Source organism: Faecalicoccus sp. (assembly GCF_036552745.1).
Lineage (GTDB): Bacteria > Bacillota_I > Bacilli_A > Erysipelotrichales > Erysipelotrichaceae > Faecalicoccus.
Window position 1 is genome coordinate 1 of record NZ_JAXKBY010000137.1, and the last position, 5,631, is coordinate 5,631.

Here is a 5,631-nt window from a genome sequence, read left to right on the forward strand (position 1 = left end):
TGTGTATCTACATTATGTACTGGATTTATGGTTTGAAAAGTGCATCAAGAAACAACTCTATGGAGAAGCGTATCTGGTAAGATATGCCGATGATTTTCTAATCATGTTTCAATATGAAAGGGATGCGCACAGAGTATATGAAGCTATTGCGAAAAGAATGGAAAAGTTTGGATTGGAATTATCCAAAGAAAAGACACAGATACTTCCATTTGGAAGAAACTGCGCCACACGGGAAACTTTTGATTTTCTGGGATTTACCCATTTTAATGGAAAGACAAGAAATGGGTATTATACAGTGGGACATAAAATCAGTCGCAAAAAGAAGAAGCAGTTTAAGTCGAATCTAAAGAAATGGGTGAAAGAAAATCGAAATCTTCCATTTGATGAATTCATGAAGACACTGAATAAAAAGATAACTGGAAGTATCAACTACTACAGTTTAAACGGAATGATGCGTGAGATAAAGGGGTTATGCCGACATGCGATGTACGTAACATTCAAGTGGTTAAATCGAAGAAGTCAGAGGAAGAGTTTTCAATTGGACACATTTTATAAGATATGGCAGGAAAGAATTGTACACCCGCATATTCATGTGAATATTGGAATAGTACAGGTGTGACTTATAACTGAAATGTTTGAAAGTAACAGTGGGGAGCCGTATGCGGGAAAACTGCACGTACGGTTCTTAGAGGAGTTAATCTCCAATTGTTTATTATACAGAGAGGAGTTAAATTTACTTATGAATATTGACAGAGAGTCGCTTCCTCTCTATCTGCAAGTCAAGATGACATTAAAGGAAGAGATAGAAAATGGTAAATATCCTCGAGGCAGCTTAATTCCCGCCGAACCTCAGCTGGAAAAGATCTTTCATGTCAGTCGAATTACGATTCGACAGGCTATTACGGAATTGGAAGCGGAAGGTTATGTCAAAAAAGCACGGGGAAAAGGAACAACGGTCACTTACAGTTCTCGTATCAATGAAAGTGCCAATGCGATTCGCAGCTTCACAACTGAAATTTTGGAACGTAAGATGAAACCGGGGACATCAGATGTCACTCTAAAAAAGATGAAACCATCTAAGAGCATTCAAGATATGTTGGAGTTGGAAGCTAAAGAAGATGTTTATCAGTTGATTCGTATTCGTACGGCCAACGATAAACCGATCGTTCTTTTTGAAACTTATATTCCGGGACATTTTGAATTACCGATGGATCCAAAAGCTTTTGAGGATTCAATGTATGATCAATTTGAAAAAGTAAATATTGGAAAACCGATCGTGATCAAAGAAACGTTTTCCAGTATGTTGGCTGATGTGGCATTGTCCAAAGCTCTTCATATCAGTAAAGGAAGGCCAATTTTAAAGCGTATTCGTCTGTCGTTAAACGATCGTAACGAACCTATCGAATATACGATTTCTTATTACGATGGCCAAACGTACGAGTATTCGATTGAACTGCATCAGAGATAAAAAGAAAAGAGAAATCAACTTTCTTCCGGTTGATTTCTCTTTTTAATAAGATAGGCTTCCACATCATGAAGTCTTTTCTTTAACTTTCTTTCCAGGATCATTTTCTTGAGCCCCTGAAATTCTAATTCTTTGTGGTGGGCATCAAAGTTAGATTCTATATAAGTCACTTCACATTTTTGATCATCGATCGGCTTGAGTTTGTATTCGGTGGCACTGGAAACCGATGTCGATGAGTAGGTCGTTCGAATATGTTCCGGTTCTTTTAAATGTGTGACTTTGACCTTTGTCTTTTCTTGTTGTTTAGAGGTGGTCTTCATACTTGTCTTATACGAAGTGCCTTCTTTTACCTCTTTATCGCTGGAACTGTCTGCCATTTCTAAACTTGCCTGGATGCTGGAAACGACAAAATCATAGAATTCTTGGGCACTGACTTTTAACGTCATTTGAATCTGCATACTAAACACTCCATTCCTAGTCAATATCATATCATGGTTCGACCGAGATTTCAGTATGTCATTTGATTTCAGTGAGGGAATATGGTATAAATGAAAAGACTGGTTTTTATGTTCCTCCCAGTATAATAATAGGCAACAGACAGAAAATTTCTTTTTTGTGTGGTTTTGTCTAGGGAGGCAAAGCTTTTTTTATGCAAAGGAGAGATGACATGAAACGTAAAGTTATATTGGATTGTGATCCGGGGATTGATGACAGTCTGGCGATCATGTTGGCATTATGCAGTCCGGAAATCGAAGTGATTGCGATTACGATCGTAGCCGGGAATGCTCCGGTAAGAATGGGATACCAAAATGCCAAAAAAGTGCTCAGACATATGAATCGTTTGGACATTCCGGTTTATATAGGGGAAGAAAAGCCTTTGATCAAAGACTTTGTGAATGCTTTGGATACGCACGGGAGCGATGGTTTGGGAGAAAGCTTTCTGCCAGAGGTGATGGATCAACCTCCTTTAAAAAACGCAATTGATTTTTTTCGGGAAACCCTTTCTGAAAAAGGAGTTTCTGTGATCGCATTAGGACCTTTGACCAATCTGGCAAGGCTAATTAAAGTCGATGCCAGTGCTTTTGCGAATATCGAGCAGCTTGTGTCGATGGGCGGCAGTTATAAAGCGCATGGTAACTGTTCGCCGGTTGCCGAATATAATTATTGGGAAGATCCCGAAGCAGCGCAAATCGTCTTTCAACATATGAAAAGGCTGCATAAACAAATTCATATGGTCGGTCTGGATGTCACCAGAAAGATAGTTTTAACACCGACTTTGTTAGAGTATATTAAAAGACTGGACGCAAAACAGGGTGAATTTATATCGAAGATTACTAAGTTTTATTTTGATTTTCATTGGAAATGGGAACAGATCATCGGCTGTGTGATCAATGATCCTTTAGCGGTAGCTTATTTCTTAAAGTCAGATCTTTGCCAAGGCTTTGCAGCCTATACGGATATTGAAACGCAGGGGATTGCCCGAGGACAAAGTATTGTCGATGCCTATGATTTCAACAAAGAAGAAAAGAATGCATATATTTTGACTAGTGTAGAGACGAAAGAGTTCTTTTATTTCTTTCTTGAACGCATACTACATTTAAAACGAGAAGAGCTTTCGTATTTGAAAGAAATCTTTCAGGAGGAAACCGCATGAAAAAAACAAATTCAGTCTATAAAATTTGTTTGATTGCATTGGCGGTCGTGATCAATATCATAGGAGGAAATATCGCCCTTTGGCTTCACCTTCCGATTTATTTAGATAGTATGGGCACCATCTTGATTGCGATTTTATTAGGACCGTTTTATGGTATGCTTCCTAATGTTTTAAGTGGCTTTATCTTTGGACTAACAACGGACATTTATTCTCTGTATTATGCACCGGTAGGGATCATGCTTGGGTTTATGACCGGTATGATCGTAAAAGATCAAAAAAAGACATCCATAGGATCTCTTGCCCTGCAGGCTTTGTGGATCAGTATTCCGGTATCTTTGTTGAGTGCCTGTATTACCGCTGCTTTGTTTGGCGGCATTACTTCATCTGGCTCTACAGTCCTTGTGCAGATATTGGCCAAAACACCGTTAGGGTTGATGGGCAGTTGTTTTGTGGTTCAGTTTGTAACCGATTATGCAGATCGTTTGATCAGCTTATGGTTGATGATGATGGTCATTCAAAAGCTTCCGTCATCAATTCTGATGCGATTTCAACAAGATAAGGTATAGCGAGCTTGTGAGGCTCGTTTTTTATTGAATTTTATACAAATTTAAGATTGTACTTTAAATTTATATAAAATAGAGAGAAAGAATGGTTAAGCATATTTCTATGAGAATATGCAAAAAGATTTATCTATATTTTTGATTGTATCGTCTAATTTAGTTTGAACCATGTTATAGATTACTTGTTAATTGGTTGCCTTGTTAGATTTTGAGTACCTTTAAGCAAGACTTTTTTTATGGTGTCAGTGCTTTTACACAAATTACATAACTAGTTTTAATATATAAGCGTTTTATAGTTTTTAAGTGTTTAAACTTGTTCGAGATATCGATTTCTTTTTTAGGTACACGGACAATCATTCATTTATATTTTTTCATATTTTTGAATATGTTTTGTCTGATTAAGATTGTTACTTTTCTTTTTTTGCATGCTTGATCTGCTATTATTGAAAAGGTCTTGAAATAGTGCTATACTCTAATCGTAATTGTGTTGCTTGTTTCTATATCCTACATAGAAGCAAGCTTTTTTCTTGTAAGACGGATTTTAATTTCAATCTTATAAGATAATACACATACAACCATTTCTAAATGAATCATGTGTAGCTCCTCAACTTTCTGTAATTGTGTTTAAATTTAATGAGTTCAGCTTGAGGCTACTTTAATTCTTTCACTATCTCAAAGACCTATTTTGTAAGGTAGTTATCTACCTCACACCTTTATTATACATGTTAAATGACTAAAAATATTTATAATTCATCAAAATATTAAACCTTATATTTTGATGTTGTTAAGAAAATAGTAAAAAGAATACTGTAAATCAATTTTTTGAAGAAAATGGTATTAGTTTGATGTTGCCAGAAAACAAAAAACCACTTAAATCTTCTTTATATAAAGAAGATTCAAGTGGTTTACTATATCAATCTATAAGAAAGTGGCGTCCTCGGAGGGATTCGAACCCCCGACCGTGCGCTTAGAAGGCGCATGCTCTATCCAGCTGAGCTACGAGGACAGCAACGATATATTACCATATTTGTGGTATAATTACAATTGTGAGGGAAGAAAAAAATGGAGAAAGAACAAGAACATAGAAAGGGCTATCTGTTTGGCGGCTGGTATATTGATGAAGAGTGTACAAAACGCTTAAATCCAGGCGGGATTTTGCCTACAACAATGACATTATATGATAAATGGATTCCGATATGGTATAAGATACATTATGATTTGGATGGAGGAATGAACTCTCGTTTAAATCCGCAATTTTTAAATATTGAGTCTGGTGTTTTACGTTTATATCCTGCCAAAAAATCAGGGATGGTATTTGATTATTGGAGCTTGAATGGTCAAAAGATCCATGTGATTCCGGAAGGACAAAGTGAAGAAATTACTTTGAAGGCGCATTATCGTCCCAGAAGCAAAGTTTCTTTTGAATCCAATGGCGGAGGGAATATTGAACCTAAACTGGTGGATTCTAATGGATATCTTAAACCATTTCGACATCCATTAAAATTGGGACATGAGTTTTGTGGATGGTATTATGATTCTAAGTTTAAAAATCCATTCTCCTTTGATCAAGTGATCAAAGAATCCTGTACTTTATATGCGAAATGGGAGGTTGCGATATACCATATACGTTATAATGCTGATGGTGGTATATCATCGCGTAAAAATCCACACGTATATACATATTTCAATTCTGATATAGAACTTTTGCCAGCCTATAAAAAAGGGTATGTTTTTGATGGATGGTTTGATCAAAGAGGAAACCCATTAAAGAAAATCTATGCACACAGTATTGGAGATAAGTTTCTAATTGCACATTTTCATAAGGAAGATTAAGAAACAGATCCATTAAAATAAGAATAGAGCATAATTCAGCACTCCAATGTCATTAAGTTAAGCAAAACATGATCTTATGAGTCTTGTCTAAAATAGGCGAGGCTCTTTTATTTGTGAAA

6 protein-coding genes and 1 tRNA gene are annotated in these 5,631 nt (G+C 36.3%); 5 read left to right on the forward strand and 2 right to left on the reverse strand.

Translation table 11 applies throughout. From position 1 onward, the window contains the following. Both U0M88_RS06535 and U0M88_RS06540 read left to right on the forward strand, forming a co-directional pair. Positions 1-619, forward strand: a 619-nt coding sequence (locus U0M88_RS06535) for a reverse transcriptase domain-containing protein (RefSeq protein ID WP_331869292.1), incomplete at its 5' end; no start/stop codon positions are given. Between the two features lie 120 nt (positions 620-739). Beyond that, entirely contained in the window at positions 740-1,468 is a 729-nt protein-coding gene (locus U0M88_RS06540) for a GntR family transcriptional regulator (RefSeq protein ID WP_331869293.1), read from the forward strand. A gap of 14 nt (positions 1,469-1,482) precedes the next feature. On the opposite strand, the gene U0M88_RS06545 is transcribed toward U0M88_RS06540, so the two are convergent. Further along, positions 1,483-1,923 (reverse strand): DUF3284 domain-containing protein, encoded by a 441-nt coding sequence (locus U0M88_RS06545; RefSeq protein WP_022789805.1) that lies wholly within the window; start codon positions 1,921-1,923, stop codon positions 1,483-1,485. Positions 1,924-2,132: 209 nt separating this feature from the next. On the opposite strand from U0M88_RS06545, the gene U0M88_RS06550 reads away from it, so the two are divergent. Further along, positions 2,133-3,119 carry a nucleoside hydrolase gene (locus U0M88_RS06550; protein WP_331869294.1) on the forward strand — a complete coding sequence of 329 codons (987 nt, stop codon included), beginning with the start codon at positions 2,133-2,135 and terminating at the stop codon, positions 3,117-3,119. Then, on the forward strand, positions 3,116-3,685 hold the full coding sequence (locus tag U0M88_RS06555) for an ECF transporter S component (protein WP_205139644.1): 570 nt from the start codon (positions 3,116-3,118) through the stop codon (positions 3,683-3,685). Before U0M88_RS06550 ends, U0M88_RS06555 begins: the two co-directional genes overlap by 4 nt. Positions 3,686-4,608: 923 nt before the next feature. Here U0M88_RS06555 and U0M88_RS06560 read toward each other — a convergent pair. Next, positions 4,609-4,685: transfer RNA gene (locus U0M88_RS06560), tRNA-Arg, on the reverse strand. Positions 4,686-4,741: 56 nt separating this feature from the next. Between U0M88_RS06560 and U0M88_RS06565 the strand changes: the two genes are divergently transcribed. After that, positions 4,742-5,512 (forward strand): InlB B-repeat-containing protein, encoded by a 771-nt coding sequence (locus U0M88_RS06565; protein ID WP_331869295.1) that lies wholly within the window; start codon positions 4,742-4,744, stop codon positions 5,510-5,512. Positions 5,513-5,631: the final 119 nt, after the last annotated feature.

Excerpts from the sequence above, each read along its gene's own strand:
- U0M88_RS06555 (WP_205139644.1), top strand. The coding sequence starts at position 3,116 with ATGAAAAAAACAAATTCAGTCTATAAAATTTGTTTGATTGCATTGGCG.
- U0M88_RS06565 (WP_331869295.1), top strand. The coding sequence starts at position 4,742 with ATGGAGAAAGAACAAGAACATAGAAAGGGCTATCTGTTTGGCGGCTGG.
- U0M88_RS06550 (WP_331869294.1), top strand. The coding sequence starts at position 2,133 with ATGAAACGTAAAGTTATATTGGATTGTGATCCGGGGATTGATGACAGT.
- U0M88_RS06545 (WP_022789805.1), bottom strand. The coding sequence starts at position 1,923 with ATGCAGATTCAAATGACGTTAAAAGTCAGTGCCCAAGAATTCTATGAT.
- U0M88_RS06540 (WP_331869293.1), top strand. The coding sequence starts at position 740 with ATGAATATTGACAGAGAGTCGCTTCCTCTCTATCTGCAAGTCAAGATG.